General features: G+C 55.1%; 13 protein-coding genes. 9 read left to right on the plus strand and 4 right to left on the minus strand.

Annotated features, from left to right (window positions below; all coding sequences use genetic code 11):
* Nucleotides 1-222: 222 nt before the first annotated feature.
* The 7 genes from LBO03_06795 (at nt 223) to LBO03_06825 (ending at nt 8,249) form a co-directional block, all read left to right on the plus strand.
* The gene (locus LBO03_06795) at nt 223-2,565 is read left to right on the plus strand and encodes a hypothetical protein (protein ID MDR3349295.1); all 2,343 of its coding nucleotides are present in this window, start codon (nt 223-225) and stop codon (nt 2,563-2,565) included.
* 286 nt (nt 2,566-2,851) lie between these two features.
* Complete coding sequence (locus LBO03_06800; GenBank protein MDR3349296.1) at nt 2,852-3,352, plus strand: hypothetical protein; 501 nt, start codon at nt 2,852-2,854, stop codon at nt 3,350-3,352.
* A gap of 19 nt (nt 3,353-3,371) precedes the next feature.
* A complete protein-coding gene (locus LBO03_06805) occupies nt 3,372-4,547 on the plus strand; it encodes a hypothetical protein (protein ID MDR3349297.1) in 1,176 nt (391 codons plus the stop codon).
* 14 nt (nt 4,548-4,561) lie between these two features.
* Nucleotides 4,562-5,305 (plus strand): ferredoxin family protein, encoded by a 744-nt coding sequence (locus tag LBO03_06810; GenBank protein ID MDR3349298.1) that lies wholly within the window; start codon nt 4,562-4,564, stop codon nt 5,303-5,305.
* On the plus strand, nt 5,305-5,946 hold the full coding sequence (locus LBO03_06815) for a hypothetical protein (protein ID MDR3349299.1): 642 nt from the start codon (nt 5,305-5,307) through the stop codon (nt 5,944-5,946). Before LBO03_06810 ends, LBO03_06815 begins: the two co-directional genes overlap by 1 nt.
* A 9-nt stretch (nt 5,947-5,955) precedes the next feature.
* A complete protein-coding gene (locus LBO03_06820; protein ID MDR3349300.1) occupies nt 5,956-7,167 on the plus strand; it encodes an FAD-dependent oxidoreductase in 1,212 nt (403 codons plus the stop codon).
* 275 nt (nt 7,168-7,442) lie between these two features.
* Complete coding sequence (locus LBO03_06825; GenBank protein ID MDR3349301.1) at nt 7,443-8,249, plus strand: MetQ/NlpA family ABC transporter substrate-binding protein; 807 nt, start codon at nt 7,443-7,445, stop codon at nt 8,247-8,249.
* Between the two features lie 9 nt (nt 8,250-8,258).
* Here the strand turns inward: LBO03_06825 and LBO03_06830 are convergent, their stop codons facing one another.
* The 3 genes from LBO03_06830 to ileS all read right to left on the minus strand — a co-directional run bounded on the left by LBO03_06830 (nt 8,259) and on the right by ileS (nt 12,607).
* The gene (locus tag LBO03_06830; protein MDR3349302.1) at nt 8,259-9,251 is read right to left on the minus strand and encodes a carbohydrate kinase family protein; all 993 of its coding nucleotides are present in this window, start codon (nt 9,249-9,251) and stop codon (nt 8,259-8,261) included.
* A 10-nt stretch (nt 9,252-9,261) separates the two neighbouring features.
* On the minus strand, nt 9,262-9,756 hold the full coding sequence (locus tag LBO03_06835) for a YajQ family cyclic di-GMP-binding protein (protein ID MDR3349303.1): 495 nt from the start codon (nt 9,754-9,756) through the stop codon (nt 9,262-9,264).
* 79 nt (nt 9,757-9,835) lie between these two features.
* Entirely contained in the window at nt 9,836-12,607 is a 2,772-nt protein-coding gene (ileS, locus tag LBO03_06840) for an isoleucine--tRNA ligase (protein MDR3349304.1), read from the minus strand.
* Nucleotides 12,608-13,119: 512 nt separating this feature from the next.
* Between ileS and LBO03_06845 the strand changes: the two genes are divergently transcribed.
* Together LBO03_06845 and LBO03_06850 are read left to right on the plus strand one after the other, a co-directional pair.
* Nucleotides 13,120-13,596 carry an FMN-binding protein gene (locus LBO03_06845; protein MDR3349305.1) on the plus strand — a complete coding sequence of 159 codons (477 nt, stop codon included), beginning with the start codon at nt 13,120-13,122 and terminating at the stop codon, nt 13,594-13,596.
* Between the two features lie 10 nt (nt 13,597-13,606).
* Nucleotides 13,607-16,774 carry a response regulator gene (locus LBO03_06850; GenBank protein ID MDR3349306.1) on the plus strand — a complete coding sequence of 1,056 codons (3,168 nt, stop codon included), beginning with the start codon at nt 13,607-13,609 and terminating at the stop codon, nt 16,772-16,774.
* A gap of 112 nt (nt 16,775-16,886) precedes the next feature.
* On the opposite strand, the gene LBO03_06855 is transcribed toward LBO03_06850, so the two are convergent.
* Nucleotides 16,887-17,087 (minus strand): hypothetical protein (locus LBO03_06855; GenBank protein ID MDR3349307.1); only part of this gene is annotated, 201 nt, incomplete at its 5' end.

Here is a 17,087-nt window from a genome sequence, read left to right on the forward strand (position 1 = left end):
CCCCCCCCCCCACGACCCCCCCCCCCCCCCCCCCCCCCCCCCCCCAGACCTAAAGGATGCCTTAAATTTTCGACCGCATAACGCGATATACATAATGAGGATTGTTGCCTTGACCTCACGCCGAAACGGAAAAAGCAAATGCGTGCCGACGCGTCAAAACCGGCGCGTTCCGGTAAACGCGGCCTTTATTTATCGCAGCGATTAAGAACAGGAGAAACAGCTATGGCTATGGCCATCAACACTAATATCCACGCCTTGGCTGCGCAAAGACATTTGGCCGCCAACAGCCGCGCCGCCGAAAAATCCACGGCGAAACTCGCTTCCGGCCTGAAAATCGTCCAGGCTGCGGACGACGCGGCGGGGCTGGCCATCTCGGAAAAAATGCGCGCGCAGATTCGCGGCCTGGCCATGGCGGACAAAAATGTTGGGCACGCCATAGATTTGCTGAACACGGCGGACGGCGGCACGTCCCAAATGCACGAAATCCTCCAGCGTATGCGCGAACTGTGCGTACAGGCCGGCAACGGCACTTATACGGACGAAGACCGCGAATTTATACAGATGGAAATAAATGAGTTGAAAAAGGAACTCGTCCGCCTCTATAACTGCACGGAATACAACGAGAAAAAAGTGCTTAAAGGCGGGTTTAGCGCATCGTCTCCCCCTCCCGTCCTTAAAACCTTCGACGTCAGCGAAGTGCTCCAGCCGTCTTATCCCACCGGGGCGCTCGCCAACATTGACGGGCGCGGCATAGCCTTTTCCCTGGTAAGCGACGGGCTTAACATCACCATAACTGCCCGGGACGGCAACCCGGGCCCGGTGCTGGATACCCGGACGGTACCCTTGGCGCCCTCCTTGCCGGCAAAAGTGTGGCAAGACCAATACGGCGGGGACAGTTGGGACACGGGCAAATCCGTTATCCCCTATAACGGCGGTTATGTGGTGGTGGGCAATACCGGCGGCGGCGGCGGCGATCTGCTTGGCTACTTAGGCGGCAACGCCGACGGCTTCATCCTGTTTTTGGACGCGGCCGGAAAGCCGACAGGCGCTGACCGCTTTGGAGGCAATATGTATGACCTCATCAACAAGATCGTCCCCACGGCGGACGGAGGGTTTCTGACCATAGGGCGGCTGGGCGGCCAAGCGGACGGTTTGTGCGTCCGGCGCTATGACGCCAATATGAATCTCTCAAATGAATGGGTCAGGGGCAATCTTGTTGATTTTGACGGCGCGGATATCATCCCCCTGCCCGGCGGCGATTTTATCACGCTCGGCTATTTTCTGGACAACGGTTCCTACAGAGATGTCCTGCGCAGGTACAACGTCAGCGGAAACAATATTGCGCAAGCATGGGAACGACCCCTCGGCCCGGCGAACTCCGCCACGTTGCCAACCGGCTCTATCTGCCGGGCGAACGTAAACGGCATCGATTGCGTCGTAGCGGTAGACAACGATCTTAAAAAGGTTACCGCCGTCAGCGTCGCTAATGGCGCAACCATAGGCGAATGGGATTTCGGCAACGGCAGCCTTGGCCCTCTTGACTTTTCCCGCATCAGCACGGCCAACGACGGCAGCTTTTATCTCGGCGGCGCCGGCATGGCCGCAAAAGTAACCTTGGTTCCCGGCAATACCGAAATCAGCATTGCCAGCAAATTGGATCTGCCCGGCAAAACCATAACCAAGATCGCGCAGCAAAACGGGCAAATACTGCTGGCCGGATCCGACAGTTCGAGCGGCAACAGCGATGGCTGGCTGGCCGGACTGATCGACGGCCCGGGCGGCCTTGCCGTTAACATGACGAGCACGGGCCAGCCTTTGGGCGGATCGGGCAGCGACATAGCTTATGATGTCGTATTCAACGCCGATGGCTCGTTCCTGGTGGTGGGCGAGACGACATCCCCGTCCAGCGAAGTCCCGGACGGCAGCAGCGCGACCGGGGGAGGGCGCAACATCTGGGTGTCCATATATCAGCCGGTTGTTTCTGTTCCCGTCGCCAACCCGGAAAGGGTGCCCATGAGCCTGCCGGATTTGGATATGGGCAGCGGCCTCACCCTGCGCTTTGACGCGGTGGAAGCCGTCTTTGACGGCGGGGCGGCGCTGGGGGTCCCCGATCGGATAGAGATAAAAGCTACTTTGCTGGGAACGCCCGACCCGGCGGCCTACGGCGCGCGGCGCCTGTGGATACAGACTGCGGCCAATACCGGCGATGGGTTTTACGTGCGGCTGCCGGACATGAGCCTCGGCAAGATGTCCTTGGAGACCGATCCGGTCGTCGTCCCGCAAGAAAGGGCGTTGGAAGCCATCGCCTATGTTGACCGCGCCATCAATTACGTCAGTTCCGAGCGGGCGCTTCTGGGCGAAAACATAAACAGGCTGGAATATACCCGGGACAAAAATACCGCAGCCGCCGAAAATACGCAGGCGGCGCAAGCGCGAATCCGCGATGCGGACATGGCACGGGAAGCGTCGCTTTTTGCCAAAAACAACATAAAGATCCAGGCTGCGCAGTCCGTATTGGCGCAGTCGCGGCAGTGGCCGCAAAGGGTGCTTGATTTATTGGGGTAGCGGCAGCGTCCGCCTATCCGCCGCTTTTGCCCGCGCCGCGCGGCTTTTGGCGGGGGTTTTTGTGTGGGCCTGGCAGCCCTTAGGCGCTTCGCCAGCTCCCGCTGCGAGAGATGCGGCGAAGCGCTTGCGCAGCATGGCGTTATTTTATGCCGTTTCCCGGCTTGCGGCTTGAACAAGCGTGGACGGACGGGGCAATTGGGCATTGCATTTTATTTTTAAGTGTGTTAATGTAACGCATATATATTTAGTATTAAAATCGCGCCGCGCGGCCGATAAGAGGTATATTGTGACAACAAGGCGGTTTTATGTTGACCGTAATTTGTGCATGGGCTGCAAAACATGTGAATTGCGCTGTGCCGTAGAACGCGGCTCCGTAGCGAAAAACCTTTTTGGCGCGGCGCGGGAAAGGCCCCGGGCGCGGGCGCGAGTATATGTGGAAGGCGACGGGCGGTCGGCGCGCGTTGTGCATTGCCGCCAATGCGACGACTTCCCTTGCGTAAGCGCCTGCGCCACAGGCGCTTTGCGGGTGGACAGGGAAAGCGGCTGCAGCTATATAGACGCCGATAAGTGCCTTTGCTGCTGGATGTGCGTTGCGGCTTGCCCCTATGGCGTGATTGCCCCTGCGGCGGAAAAACACGCGGCGGAAAAATGCGACCGCTGTTTCCAGATGCGGGAACCGTACTGCATGGCCGCTTGTCCGACCAAAGCCATCTCGCTGCTTACGCCGGAAGAAATTGAAGAAAAGAATCGCGAGCGGCGGCGCGCCGCCGGTTTTTGCGGCAATTGAAACTGCGAGGGGAAATATTATGGCGCAAATCAGGAGAAAGACCGCGTATGCGGATTTTCGGCCTTATTTTCGTTGGGCGCGGGAAAATGGCCTGTCGCTCAGTTGGGATAGATACGAACAAAGTTTGCCGCAGGACGGCTTTGCCCGTCTCGGCCTTTTTTGCGCCGATTGCCTGCTGGGGCCTTGCCGTCTGAACCCTTTCGCGCCCAAAGAGCAAAAGACGGTCTGCGGCTTTGGCCCGGACGATCTCGTTTACCGTACGATCATGCGTTTGCTGGGCGAACCGGCGGCGGAAGGAGAGCGTCTTTCTTCCATAATAGAGGCCGCGCGCCGTTCTTTGGGCGGGACTGCCCCGGGCGCAGCCGGCCGTGTCAAGGTCGGCCCGGGCGTTTTGTCCTCGGACAAAGTCAATATATGCGTACAGGACCCCACGCAAGATTTGTTGCAGAGCCTTTGCGCCAACGACGCAAAGGTTTCGACGATAGGAAGGGTTTTAGCGGGGCATGACGCGGCCGCCTCTTTCTGCGACTCCGAATTTGCTCTTTTGACCGGGCTGGTGGACGCCCTTGTACTGAACGAACAGGGCATCAGCCTAATGCGCGGCGCGGCCGCTGCATACCATACGGCCGTATTGGACAGGCGCTCCGGCGCTGAAACGATTTTGCCGAAGGCGCGCGCGGCCCGCAAAAACCGCAGCGAATCCAAAATACGGCCAGCCGGCGCTCCGGCGGACATAGAGCTGACGCCCCTTGCCGACGCCGCGAGAAACTTCCGGGAGCCGCTGGCCATAATCGGCGGCGGCGGCAACATCAAGCTGACCGTTGACGAGCTGTCGCTAAATCTTACGCAAAAACTGGCCCAAAGCGGCGTGCCTTGCATTGTCGCGGGCGAAGCGGTGGCCGCTGTCGCCAAATACGGCGCCGGCAATTCCAAGATAGCCTACTGTGCCGACAACGCAGCGGCGATTTTGCCGTTTCGCGCCGAACGGGAGCGCATCGGCATTTTTTTGCCGGAAATTACCGGCGGGCGCGATCTGGCGGAGGCCATTGTTTTAGCGGCGGCGGGTTTCCGCGTTTTCACCGCCACGGAACTGCCGTTCGGCAACGGCGACTTGGGGGAAAAGCTATCATCTTTGCTGCTTTACTATGAACCCGGCCGGTATGTCGAGCAAGCGGCCGCTTTTTTCCATATTTAATCGGAGATGAGTTTATGCGCATAAATCCGGGAAAATGCATAGGCTGCGGCCAATGCCGCGTTTTCTGCACCATGGGCTGCATCGCTTTCGTCCGCAAAGAAAAAGGCGGGCAGGTTCAATGCCGGGTTGACGAAGATGAATGTGTGGACTGCGAAGTTTGCCTGCGCGCCAAGGCCTGTCCGACGGACGCGCTGGAACAGCCCCCCGCCGTGTGGCCGCGCAGCGTGCGGGGTACGTTCAGCAACCCTCTGGTAACCCATAAGGAAACAAAGGTTCCGGGTCGCGGCACGGAAGAAATAAAAACCAATGACGTTACCAACCGCTATAAACACGGCTATGTCGGCATTTCGGCGGAATTAGGGCGGCCGGTCCTGGGGGCGCGCCTGCGCGACGCCGAACGCGTTTTTATGGCGCTGGCGCCCCTTGCCGTGGAGTTTGAAAAACAAAACCCCCTGACCAGTTTGCTGGCCGATCCCGCCACCGGCAAATTAAAAGAAGATGTCTTGGACGAGAAGGTCCTCTCTTGTATCGTCGAGACCGTCGCGCCCATAGAACGCGCCGCTGAAATCCTTGACGCGCTGGACAAAGTAGCCGGGGAAATAGAATCTGTTTTTTCGGTGGACATTATTTCGCGCGTTGCGGACGATTTGTCCGTTCCCGCGCTTGAAATGCTGAAAAGGGGAAAGCGCCCTTACGCGCCGAACGGCAAGATAAATATCGGGCTTGGGCGGCTTTTTATAAAAGGGGCGGGTTGCTGATGTCTCATACCTTGCATCGCCAAGGCACGGCCGATAACCTCTCCGGGGACTACGTGCTGCTGGCCATGTCGGCCAAAGGCGTAAACGCCGTAAATTCCAGTTACGCCCTGAAAGATTTTTTCTCCATAATAAATAAGCACGATTGGGCAAACATGGGAGAGGTAAAAGTAGGCGGCGCGTATATCGCCAGCTTTCAGGACATTGTGGGCGGAGTGCGGGATACTTCCGTGGCGCACGCCGTTTTTCGGGACAAAGACGAATTTGCCAGGGTCATCGCGCAAGTCAAGAAAGCGGATTTGGGCTTGTCGGTAACTATATCCGGCCTGTTGGGGAACCTGAACGAAACGCTGGAGGCAAACGGGATAAAACCTCACACGGTTGAAGTGTCCCTTGGCATCAAAGGGAAAACGGAGCGCCTGCCGCACGGCGACCTTCTGCAAATCACCACCATGTGCGGGCATGGCATGGTTTCACAGGCGTTGGTGCGCAAAACGCTTGTTGATATAAAACGCGGCCGCGTCAGCCTGGAAAAAGCGGCGAACCTACTTGCCACGCCCTGTGCCTGCGGTATCTTTAATCCGCGCCGCGCCCAGCTCATTCTTGAAGAGCTTATGGATACTTGGTGCACGGACGAACCCTAAGGAGTGAAAATGCGGTATTTATTGGCCGGCGGCGGCCCGGCGGCTGTTTTTTGCGCGGAGGCCGTCAGGCGTTTGGACAGCGCCGGAGATATCACCATGCTTGCGCCGGATGCCGGGCGACTACGCGGCAGGATGGCCCTGCCGGAATATCTGGGCGGCGATCTGCCAAAAGAAAGTGCCTGTTTTCGCCCGGAAACTTTTTGCCGGGATCACAAAATACAGCCGATAAGCGGCCGAAAGCTGTCCTCCGTATACCCGGAGAAAAGCGTGGCCGTGCTTTCCGACGGCTCCGAACTGCGTTATGACCGCCTGCTGCTGGCTACCGGGTCGCACCCGATATGTCCCGAGTGGTTTAAAGAAGGTTGCCAAGGGCTATATACTTTCTGGGAGGAAGAAGACGCGGAAAAACTGGCCGCGCACATAAAGCCGGGCGACAAGGCCGTAGTGGCCGGCGGCGGACTGGTAGGCTTAAAAGTGGCGGAGGCGCTGCGCAAGGTTGGTTTAGAGGTTACCGTTTTGGAAGCGGCCGGACAAATTATGCCGCGGCAGTTGGACGAGACGGCGTCCGCCCTGGCGTCCGAGGCGGCGGCCGCCGCCGGAGTCGCCGTAAAGACGTCGACTGCCGTGGCGGGGATTGGCGTTGCGGGCCAAAAAGTGGAAAGCGTCATGTTAAGCAACGGAAAAGAAATTCCGGCTGCCCATGTTGTCGTTTGCATAGGAGTAAAACCCAATCTCCGTATGCTGGCGCATTTGGGCGCGGAAACCGCTGGCGGCGTGGAGGTGGATTGCCACATGCGCACGCGCTGGGAAGGAGTCTATGCCGCAGGCGACGTGGCCAAAGGCGGCGTTTTTCCCGCAGGCGGCAAACAGATCGTGGCCACTTGGCAAAACGCCGTAAAGCAAGGTACTGCCGCCGGCGTCAATATGGCGGGAGGCTTTTTGGCCTATGAAGGCAGCATCCGGGTCAACACCGCCAACATCTTCGGCCGGCCCTTGGCGGCGGCGGGGGAAACGCTGCGCGGCCCTGGGCTGGAAGAAGCCGTTTTTTACAATCCATCGTCAGGCTGCTACCGCAAATTGATATTACGGGAAGCAACGCTTGTGGGTTTTATCCTTTGGGGCGACATAAGGCGCGCCGGGGCACTTTTGCCCATGATAGGCGCTTCTTTGCGCGACTTTCCGGGAAAGGCGCGGTTTGGCGGCGAAACAAACTTGTTATAAGCTCATGGCAAAGAAGCGTTCGGCAAGCATTGTCCCTTTTGCCCAAGGCGCAGTTGAAAACCTCCGTTTTGGCCTCTTTGCCGCTGACTTTCCGCTCCGCCGCTTCCGTTTTCCCTTGCGGGCTTTCTCCGGTATGCGCCAACGGCGCTTCCTCTCATAACGAAAATTATCTTGTATGCATACCGAAAGCGAGTTCTTGAACAATTCCCGACAAAGTCCCGTTCCAGTCGGTTTTATACCGTAAAAATATACAAAGATAAGGAGCGCGAAACAACATGCTAAAAAAATTACCCGTGGTTTTTATCCTATTGCTCGCCATGGCGTTGCTGGCCGGGTGTTCTTCCAGCCAGCCGGCGACCAAAAAGGTTATCAAGGTAGGGTCTACTTCCGGGCCGCAAGCACAACTTCTGGAAGCGGCAAAGCCGGTCCTGGCCAAAGACGGCGTAGAAATGCAGATAGTTGAGTTCAGCGATTATATCAAGCCCAACGAAGCCCTCAACTTCGGCGAACTTGACGCCAACAGTTACCAACACAAGCCATTTTTGGATGCGCAATTAAAGAAAGAAACGAAATTTGACCTTGTCGCCATAGGCAACACCGTTATAATGCCCATGGGCCTGTACTCAAAAAAGATCAAAAAACTGGAAGACTTGCCAGAAGGCGCAATCGCCACCATACCCAACGATCCGTCCAACGGCGGGCGGGCGCTTCTCTTGATGCAAAAATTCGGGCTTATCAAATTAAAGCCGGAGGCGGGCATATTGCCTTCGCCGCTCGATATAACGGAAAACCCCAAAAAACTGAAAATCGTCGAAGTGGAGGCCGCCCAATCTCCCCGAGCGCTGGATGACGCGACCATCGTGGCCGTAAATACCAGTTACGCCCTCAAGGCCAATCTCACCCCGACCAAGGACGCCATAGCGCTGGAAGACAAAGATTCTCCCTATACCTGCGTCATCGTGGCAAGGAGAAAAGACAAAGACCGCGAGGAACTGAAAAAACTTGTCAAAGCTTATCAGTCGCCGGAAGTGGAGCAATTTATCGAAAAATCCTTTAAAGATTCGGTCATCAAAGGCTGGTGAGGGAAGATCTTAGTCTTGGCCCGCCCCGCCCCCTTCGGGGCGGGGCGGGCCATCTCCGGCGGGCAAAGCCCCGCGCGGCTTAAAAGGCCGGCTGCCGGCTTGGATGTTCAAGCCGGAACAATCGCTTTCCCCCGATCCGATAACCAACGACGCAACGCGCGCCCCGCAGTCCACCGCCCCGGCCAGGGTCTCTCCCCGCAGGAGCGCGGCAACGGCGGCGGAAAAAAAAGCGTCGCCCGCCCCCGTGCTATCGACCGCCGCCGCCGGATATATGCCCTGAAAACCGGAGCGGCCTTGGCTGTCGATATACACGGCGCCTTTCTCGCCCAGCGTAACGACAAAATTTTTCAATTTTTGCTCCCGGGCGAAAGCAATCGCTTCCGGCAACATCTTCTCCGGCTCGCCAATGTCTTTTCGCATCAACGCGCCGGCTTCCACCTCGTTGCAGATGAAACACTCCATGTTCCGGAAAAAGCCGTAATTTTTGCCGATTATGGAGAGATTGCCGGGCAGGGCGTATATTTTTACGTTTTTGGCGGCGGCTTCGGCAAAAACGGCGCGCGCTATTTTTTCGCTCAAGTCCACTTCCAGCGCCACGCCTTCAACTTTCGGAAAAACAGCGGGCAAGGCCGGAATGATCGCCGCCTCCATTACGGAAACATCCGGCATGTGGGAAACCGAGCCCAAAAGATCGCCGCCTTGCCCGATGATCGCCAGCCAAGCGCCAATGCCGCCCGAGGCGACCGTCGCCAGGCAGTCAAGGCGTATGCCGTAACCGCTCAGCCTGTTTTTAAGCAACAGACATTCCCCGTCTTGGTTCAGCGTGGAAACAAGCCAAGTATCCATCCCGAGGCAGCGCATGTTCACCGCGACGTTGCGCGCCACGCCGCCCGGCGTAACGGCTACCCGGCCGAGGTTGCGCCCGTTCGGCTGATAGCCCGCCCGGGCGAATCCTTTGTAATCGACGAATATCGTACCTATGACGGCTATGCCTGTTTGCATCGGCAGCCACTCACCTCATGTTGACAAATTGCAGGTCAATCCCGAAATCCGCCTGTTTGAGCGCGGCGATTACCGCCTGCAGGTCGTCTTTTTTCGCGCCGGAAATTCTGATCTGGTCATTTTGTATGGATGCCTGCACCTTGAGTTTAAGATTTTTTACCGTATTGACAATATCCTTTGCCTTGTCTTTGTTTATGCCTTTTTGAATGGTTATGTTCTGGCGCACGCTGCCTCGGGCGGCGGGCTCTATCTTGCCCGGCAGAAGGCAGCGCAGGGGGAGGCCGCGTTTGGCCATGCGCATCCGCAGCATGTCCAAAACAGCCTCGATTTTGTATTCGTCTTCCGCGGCCAGTTTCAGTTCGTCGCCGCTCAGTTCGATTTTAGCCGCCGAGCCTTTGAAATCATATCGCTGGGTTATTTCTTTGTTGACTTGGTTTATTGAGTTATCCATTTCCTGCATGTCAATATCGGACACAACATCAAAAGAATTTTCTTTTGCCGCCATCTTTTACCTCCGAAAGTTCATTCCGCTGCAATATCATTCAAAACATCGCTATGCCGACGCGCCGATACCTTGCGCCATTTCAGGCCAAAACCCGTGCGCAGCGGCTGCAGAGGGTCGGATGCCCCGCATCGTCCCCTACCGTCGGGCTGTAAATCCAGCATCTTTCGCATTTTTCCCCGTCCGCCGCTTCCACCAGCACTCGCAGGTCCTCGCGTCCGGTTGCCTCGCCGCCGCCCGGCCCCTTGCCTATCCTGACTTGGGAAACGATGAGAAGGCCCGCCAACTGGTCGGCAAATTGCGACAACGTCGAATGGGCCGCGCCTTCGGCGTACAAGACCACCCTTGCGTCAAGCGAGTGGCCGATGATTTTTGCTCGGCGCGCCGCTTCCAATGCTTTGGTTATATGGCCGCGCAATTCAATGAACCCTTCCCATCTTTGCTCTATGGCGGGATTGAGCAACTCCGGACGCGCCGCCGGCCAGTCCGTCATTTGTACGCTTTGGGGCGCGTCGGCGCTTTTTTTCATATAGCGCCAAGTTTCTTCCGTGGTAAAGGACAGTACCGGCGCCAGCATTACCACCAAATCCATGATTATAAGATGCATGGCCGTCTGGGCGGAGCGGCGGGCCGAATCGTCATGCCGGGAAGAGTAAAGCCGGTCTTTGATTATGTCAAGATAAAAAGAGCTAAGATCAATGGTGCAGAAGTTATGCACGGCGTGATATAAAAGGTGAAATTCATAGTTTTCGTAGGCTTCCGTAACTTTGGCTTTTACTTGCTCATGTTTCAGCAAGGCCCATTTGTCAATTTCCTGCAAATCCGCATAGTCGACGCTGTCTTTTTCCGGGTCGAAATCGTAGAGGTTGCTGATAATGTAACGGAAAGTATTGCGGATTTTCCTGTATACCTCCGACAGTTGTTTCAGTATGTCATTGGATATTTTAATATCGGCTTTGTAATCGGCGGACGCTACCCACAAGCGCAATATGTCGGCGCCGTATTTTTTTATTACTTCCTGCGGATAAATGGTATTGCCGATGGATTTGGACATTTTGCGGCCTTCGCCGTCCACGACGAAACCGTGCGTCAGCACCGATTCATAAGGGGCGGCGCCGAAATGGGCGACCGAAGTCAAAAGCGAGGACTGAAACCAGCCCCGATGCTGGTCGCTGCCTTCCAGATACATGGAGGCCGGCCATTTCAGTTCCGGCCGCATTTTAAGCACTGCGGCGTGGCTGGAGCCGCTGTCAAACCAGACATCCATGATGTCGGTTTCCTTGCGAAACTCCTTCGCCCCGCATTTGGGGCAGGCCGTGCCTTCCGGCATAAGTTCCCCGGCTGCTTTCCCCCACCAGGCGTTGGAACCTTCACGGCGGAAAATACGTGATATGTGTTTGACGGTAGCGCCGTTTATGAGCGCCTCGCCGCACTGTTTGCAATAAAATACCGGTATGGGCACGCCCCAGACGCGCTGGCGCGATATGCACCAATCGTTGCGGTCGGCCACCATGTTGTGCAGACGCTCGCGCCCCCAGGAAGGAATCCAGCGCACATTTTGGTCTATTTCCGCCAGCGCCTTTTCGCGAAAGCCATCGACCGAGGCAAACCATTGCTCGGTGGCGCGATAGATGATTTTGTTTTTGCAGCGCCAGCAATGGGCATATTGATGCCTGATCGCCCCTTTGGAAAACAACATGCCGTTTTCCGCCAAAAGTTTGATAACAGAGCCATTGGCGTCAAATACGAACAAGCCGGCAAACCGCCCGCCTTCCGCCGTGAATTTGCCGTCCGGCCCGACCGGCGAGATCACCGGCAGGCCATACCGCTCGCCGGTGGCAAAGTCGTCCGGCCCATGTCCGGGCGCGGTATGGACGATACCCGTGCCGGTATCGGCGGTTACATAGCCGGCCAGCACCACCGGCGATGCGCGGTCAAGGAAAGGATGCCGGAAAATGAGCCCTTCCAGTTCTTTGCCGTTTATGCCGGAAAATATGTCGAATTTCCTGCTGGTTTCCGCTTCAATCTGCGGCAGCAGTTCTTTCGCGAAAAGATATATTTCGCCGTCGCCTTCAACCCAGCTGTACTCAAAATCAGGATGTACGGCAAGCGCGGCGTTGGCGGGCAGCGTCCAGGGCGTGGTCGTCCAGATAACGGCAAAAACCGGCTTGTTTTTAAGGCCCGGCGGCAATGCGCCCTTATCGTCCGCCAGCGGGAATTTGACGTAGACGGCCGGGGATTTTTCTTCCCCGTACTCGATCTCGGCTTCGGCCAGCGCCGTTTCGCAATGCGGGCACCAATAGACGGATTTAAGCCCCTTGTATATATAGCCCTTTTCCGCCATGCCGCCAAACACAAGCATCTGCTCGGCCTCGAACTCCGGCGCGAGCGTAATGTAGGGACGCTCCCAGTCGCCGAGGACGCCCAGCCGCTTGAAATCTTCCTTTTGCGCCTCTACCCACTTTAAGGCGTAGTTTTTGCACTCGCCGCGCAGCACCAAAGGGTCAAGTTCTGCCCGGTTCAGGCCAAGATTGTTGATGGCGGCGTGTTCAATAGGCATGCCGTGGGTGTCCCACCCCGGCACATACGGAGCGTCAAAGCCGCGCAGGTACTTATATTTCACGATTATATCTTTCAATATTTTGTTCAAGGCCGTGCCGAGATGTATGCTGCCGTTGGCGTAGGGCGGCCCGTCGTGCAGTATGAATTTTTCCCGTCCGCGGCGTTTTGCCTGTTTTTTTTCATAAACATTCTCATTATGCCAATAGCCCAAAATCTCCGGCTCCCGTTCAGGCAAAGAGGCCCGCATAGGAAATTCCGTCACAGGCAGATTTAAAGTTTTGCTGTAATCCACACAAAACACCTCCAAAAAAATAAAGCCGCCGCCCGCAAGGGACGGGACTTTTACCCGTTTGCCGCCCCGGCGGCCGCAAATGCGCCGCAGCCGCTCGTCAGCGCGTTAACGGGCGCAACCGCCGCCGCTTGCCTATCTTTCCGGCACGGCCACGTCCACCTGCCGGAGAAGGATATTTCAGGCCAAGGCAGCGATCCGTTTGCCGTCCTTGCCGCCGGCTCTCGCCGCGCCCGGCTCTTTATGGGGCGCCTTGCGCAAACTCCGCCCTCAACAGCTTTTGATACAACAATTATATACTAATCCGCCAGAGTGCGTCAATCATAAGGTCAAACAGCATTGCAAAACATATTGCAATGTGCCGGCAACGATGTTTGCGCATACGTATTATTTATTGCATTGTTATGGTATAATAAATAAACCGATGTTGACATGCATTTTGTCGGCGCGCCGCCTTCGGTTTGTTCTTTGCAATGGCGCGTGGTTTTGTCCATATTTTATCTGGGGGAATAATAGTGAAAGGTTACCGTATTTTTTGGGGGGCAATATTTATCGCCGCCGCTTTGCTTTCTTTTGCCTGCGCGCCACAAGCGGCGGGAATGCAGGATGGGTACTATATGGCCGAAGCCGCGGCTTTCGATCTTCATGGTTGGAAAGAATTTGTGGCCATTTATGTCAGCAACAATAAAATCATAACAGTTGAGTATAACGCCAAAAACGCCAGCGGTTTCATTAAATCATGGGATACGGAATATATGCGCGTAATGAACCAGTCGGACGGCAATTATCCCAACAAGTACACGCGCCATTATTCGGCCAGGCTTTTAGAAATGCAGGATCCGGGCAACATTTACGCCGTATCGGGCGCGACCCACTCCCACGCTTCTTTCCAATTATTGGCTAAAGCTGCTATCGCGCAGGCGCAAGCCGGCGACAAGCAAGTAGCGTTTGTTGATTTGTCGGGCGCGGCAACCCAAAAATCGAAAGGCTAAATCTAAGCACATGGACAAAAGAGAGAAAAAAATTACCAATAAAATTTTATTCTGTACTTTAACTGCCGTCATTGTCCTCGCCGCCAGTCTCGTGTTTGTTATCGTTTATTTCATGAATTCGCTGACAGACAGGATTTTGCTGGATATTTTGCAGCCGATGGCCAGGACGGCGGCTCAAAGCGCGGAAAACAACCTGCATAATTTGGTCGATCGTTTTTTCCTGCTCAGATATAACGGCGTGCTGACTTCCCCCCGCTCCTCCAAAGAGGACAAGCAGGCCTTGCTTGACAAAGTAATGTCAGGCATGGAATTCGGCTGGCTGGGGATATACGAAAAAAATGGCAAGCTGCTGACAGGCAGCGGCGCCAGCCCCAGGGAAATTTCCGGGCGCAATTTGTATTTGATGATGGAAAAAACCAGCAACCTTGTTATCGACAAAGATATTCACAACAGCGGCTCCGACATGGAAATTATCATCGGGGCGCCGATAATTGACACAAGGCCAAGGCCGGACGGAAAAGGCGTTGAATCTTATACGGCTTATTATCTTGCCGGCAGCTATAAATACGACATTCTCAACGATATTGTGAAAAATATTAATTTGGGGGCTAACGGCGCGGCTTTCATCATCAACGAAAACGGGCAGTTTATTGTCCATACGCAAATGCGCAAGGTCCTTAACCGCGAGACTTTCGCGGAAAGTTTTGATTTTGCCGCCTCTGCCCGCTCCGTGCTGTCGCTTATGCAAAAAGGGCAAACGGGCGCTGCCAATATAAACACTTCGCAAGGCCGCATATTTGTAAGCTATTCCCCTATACAGGGTACCCTTTGGTCCTTGGGCATACAAGCGGCGCGAAGTGATTTTATGTCCCCGGTGCAACAGGCCATACTTACCAGCTTCGCGATTACGGTGGTCGCGCTTATATGTTTTATGTTTTTCTTCAGCACGTTTATCCGTAAAATACTTACCGCCCCGCTTGACGCCATTACCGAAAAAGCGCGCAAATTGGCAATCGGTGAATTCGGCGGCCTCCTGCCCAGTTACATAACAAACCGGGCAGATGAAATCGGCCAGCTTGGCAAGGTCTTTACCGCTATGTCAACCTCCGTGCAAAACGTCATCCACGCTATCCAGCGCCTCACAAAAGCGGCGCGCGCCGGATTCCTCAATGAAAGAGCCGACCTTTCGCTGCATTATGGCGATTATCATCTGATCATCGCTTCCATTAACTTTACCTTTGACGTCATTTGTTCCCATTTTGACGCCATGCCTGACGCCTTGGCCATTTTCGACAAATCGCGCAAACTGGTTTATTTCAACAAAGCCATGTCCGCCGTGCTGAAGCGGCACAACCTTAAAGCGGAAAAAGACGATATCTTCGCCTCCGTCGTGGCGCGCGGAGAATTGGCCCGGGATGCCGCCGCGCTCTTTAGCCCGCAGGAAAAAGCCGTCGGCACTTATGACGCCGACGTCAGCCTTTTTGACAATGACGGCGTTGAATATAGTTACGCGCTTAAATTGCGCCGCATCTCCACCAACGCGGATATAGACCATGACGCCGGCACGCTCTGCGTCATGTTGATGCTCAATGACGTAACCTTGCTGACGCACGCGAAAAATGAAGCGGAAGTAGCAAGCCGCGCCAAAGGCGATTTCCTTTCGCGCATGAGCCATGAGATGCGCACGCCGATGAACGCGATTATCGGCATGACGACGATCGCCAGAAATTCTCCCGATCTGGAAAGGAAAGATTACTGCCTTAAAAAAATAGATTCCGCGTCCACGCACCTTTTGGGCGTTATCAACGACATATTGGATATGTCCAAGATTGAAGCGAACAAGTTTGAGCTTTCTTATACGGAGTTTGTCTTTGAGCAGATGTTCATGAAAGCGGTCAATGTCATCAATTTCCGCGTAGAGGAACGGCAGCAGAGTTTTATTGTGCATATAGACAAGAACATACCTTATGCAATTGTCAACGATGACCAAAGGATAACTCAAGTTATTGCCAATCTTTTGAGCAACGCCGTTAAATTCACGCCGGAGCGTGGCACTGTGCGCCTGGAAGCGCGTCTTTTGGAAGAAGAAAACGGCATCTGCACAATTCAAATCCAGGTAACCGACACCGGCATAGGGATAAGCCAGGAGCAACAGGCGCGCCTGTTTAATTCTTTTGAGCAGGCGGACGGCGGCATTGCGCGCAAATTTGGCGGAACCGGCTTGGGGCTCGCAATCTCCAAGCGCATCGTGGAAATGGCCGGCGGCAAGATTTGGGTGGAATCGGAAGCGGAAAAAGGCTCCACTTTCGCCTTCACCATAAAGGCCGCGCGCGGGAGCGAAAAAACGCGGCAAAGTCTTTTGCGCGGCGATATTAACTGGGCAAATGTCCGGGTAATCGTCATTGACGATATGCCGGAGGTGCTGGAATATTTCGCCGAGATCGCGCGGCATCTCGGCATTGTCTGCGATACCGCCGCAAACGGCGAAGAGGCGATCGAAAAGATCATTGTCAACGGCTCTTATGACATTTATTTCGTTGACTGGAGAATGCCCGGCATGGACGGCATAGAACTGTCCCGCTGGATCAGCGAAAAAGATATGGGCAGGTCGGTGGTTATAATGATTTCTTCCGGCGAATGGAGCATCATCGAAAATGACGCCAAGCGCGCCGGCGTAACTAAGTTTCTCGCCAAGCCTCTGTTCATATCGGCCATCGCCGATTGCATCAACGAGTGCCTCGGCAAAAACAACATGCCGGTGGACAGGGAAAATGCGGACAACGATGGCCTGCCGTGTTTTGCGGGGTACAGGATAATATTGGCGGAAGACGTGGAAATCAACAGGGAAATCGTCCTGGCGCTGCTTGAGCCGACGGAACTGGAAATAGAATGTGCGGAATCAGGCGCAGAAGCGATCGACTTGTTCAGCAAAGATCCGGAACGCTACAACATGATATTCATGGACATACACATGCCGAGCGTAGACGGCTATGAGGCTACCCGCCGTATCCGGGCCATGGATGTGCCGAACGCCCAAAAAATACCCATAGTGGCCATGACGGCTAACGTATTCCGTGAAGACATAGAAAAATGCCTGGAGGCCGGCATGAACGACCACGTGGGCAAACCGCTGGATTTTGATGACGTGTTGGCTAAGTTGCGAAAGTATTTACATTGACCGAAAGAATGCCCGGCATCCGATTTTTGAGAAATCTCTTTAATTATTGGAGAGATCTATTATATTTATCACATGATTTGACCTATTTCTTTATAGTTATTGGTCGAAATGATTATACTGTTCTCAAATTAAAATCATACTGTCTTTGCGGCCAATTTACCGCCCTTTCGCGGGAGAAGCACAAATGCCGGGCACCGTTTGGCAGCCAGCGCGTAGCGTCTTTCTCGACCGGCGCAAAGCCCATCTTTAAGAACAACGAAAGAGACGGACGGTTGTCTTTGGCGATATCAGCGTACAAAGCGGCAAACCCGCA

This window comes from Acidaminococcales bacterium, assembly GCA_031290885.1.
Taxonomy (GTDB): domain Bacteria; phylum Bacillota; class Negativicutes; order Acidaminococcales; family JAISLQ01; genus JAISLQ01.

What these genes read in the sequence shown, in the direction of transcription:
- LBO03_06835 (MDR3349303.1), bottom strand. Translation starts at nt 9,756, where the DNA reads ATGGCGGCAAAAGAAAATTCTTTTGATGTTGTGTCCGATATTGACATG.
- LBO03_06815 (MDR3349299.1), top strand. Translation starts at nt 5,305, where the DNA reads ATGTCTCATACCTTGCATCGCCAAGGCACGGCCGATAACCTCTCCGGG.
- LBO03_06830 (MDR3349302.1), bottom strand. Translation starts at nt 9,251, where the DNA reads ATGCAAACAGGCATAGCCGTCATAGGTACGATATTCGTCGATTACAAA.
- LBO03_06825 (MDR3349301.1), top strand. Translation starts at nt 7,443, where the DNA reads ATGCTAAAAAAATTACCCGTGGTTTTTATCCTATTGCTCGCCATGGCG.
- LBO03_06820 (MDR3349300.1), top strand. Translation starts at nt 5,956, where the DNA reads ATGCGGTATTTATTGGCCGGCGGCGGCCCGGCGGCTGTTTTTTGCGCG.
- LBO03_06805 (MDR3349297.1), top strand. Translation starts at nt 3,372, where the DNA reads ATGGCGCAAATCAGGAGAAAGACCGCGTATGCGGATTTTCGGCCTTAT.
- LBO03_06850 (MDR3349306.1), top strand. Translation starts at nt 13,607, where the DNA reads ATGGACAAAAGAGAGAAAAAAATTACCAATAAAATTTTATTCTGTACT.
- LBO03_06795 (MDR3349295.1), top strand. Translation starts at nt 223, where the DNA reads ATGGCTATGGCCATCAACACTAATATCCACGCCTTGGCTGCGCAAAGA.
- LBO03_06810 (MDR3349298.1), top strand. Translation starts at nt 4,562, where the DNA reads ATGCGCATAAATCCGGGAAAATGCATAGGCTGCGGCCAATGCCGCGTT.